Source organism: Acinetobacter sp. UBA6720 (assembly GCF_002454215.1).
Lineage (GTDB): Bacteria > Pseudomonadota > Gammaproteobacteria > Pseudomonadales > Moraxellaceae > Acinetobacter.
Genome location: NZ_DKIK01000080.1, coordinates 1,817 through 2,908 on the forward strand (window position 1 = coordinate 1,817; position 1,092 = coordinate 2,908).

A 1,092-nucleotide genomic window follows, 5' to 3' on the forward strand; every position below is an offset into this window, starting at 1 on the left:
ATGAACTTGAAAAGTAAAGTTCATGAAACAAGGAAATTGATTTTAATGAAAAGATTCATCTTAACGGTTCAACAAAGTGTTTTAGCACTATCTGTACTCACTGCCATGTCTGGAAGTTATGCAGGCTCAGAAAATGCAGAAATAGAACAACTTCGTCAAGAAGTAAAAGAGTTGCGTGCAATGCTGCAAAATTATGTCCAGCAAACTCCGCCTGCTCAGCCCACTACTCAGGTCATGGTTGCACAGACATCTGAACCTGTTCAAACAACAACGCCGAAATTATCACTCACCAAATCTGGTGCAGAGGTTAATTTATATGGTTATTTGCGTGCGGATGCATCTTATCAAGCCAAAGGCGCATCTACGATGTACAACAACATTAGCGGTGTACCATTAGAAGGGACAGCTGAAGAAGCGCAACAAAAAGATCGTTTGCATAGCACTGCAAGTGTTTCTCGGATAGGTCTAAATTTTAAAACACCGACTGCTATGGGCGATGTCGGTGGAAAATTAGAAATGGACTTCTTTGGTAGCGCATCACGCGATCAATTCCGTATCCGTCATGCCTATTTAACCTTTGATAAATGGTTATTAGGTCAGACATGGTCCACATTTATCGCACCTGAATATTATCCAGAAACGATTGATGCTGCGACCTATGTAGGCGGAGCATTACAACGCTCACCATTGGTTCGTTATAGTGACAATATTACGGCAAATACCAGCTTTGCTCTAGCAGTAGAAGATCCTAAATATACAGCAAGCTCTGATCCTGATAATGAAATGCGTTTACCTGCCTTTGTTGGACGTTTAAATCATAAGTTTGCCAATGGCTCTATGCTTTCAGGACGTAGTTTTGTCGCTGAAAAGAAAACTAGTCAAGATGAAGAGTGGGCTTGGGGTGTCGGCATCGGTGGAAAATATCAGTTAACACCAAAAACTTTTCTCAAAGCAGACTATAACCATATCAAAGGCGACGGACGCTTCCTGATGTGGACCAATAGCAGTTATGTAATTGATGATCAAAAACATATTCAAAGCAATGAGTTTGATTCAATTTCAACAGGTATTACCCATCAATTTAACACTCAA

1 protein-coding gene is annotated in these 1,092 nt (G+C 40.5%); it reads left to right on the plus strand.

Annotated elements, in window-relative coordinates; translation table 11 throughout:
* Positions 1-45: 45 nt before the first annotated feature.
* Positions 46-1,092 (plus strand): DcaP family trimeric outer membrane transporter (locus tag B4F08_RS07130; RefSeq protein ID WP_291373943.1); only part of this gene is annotated, 1,047 nt, incomplete at its 3' end.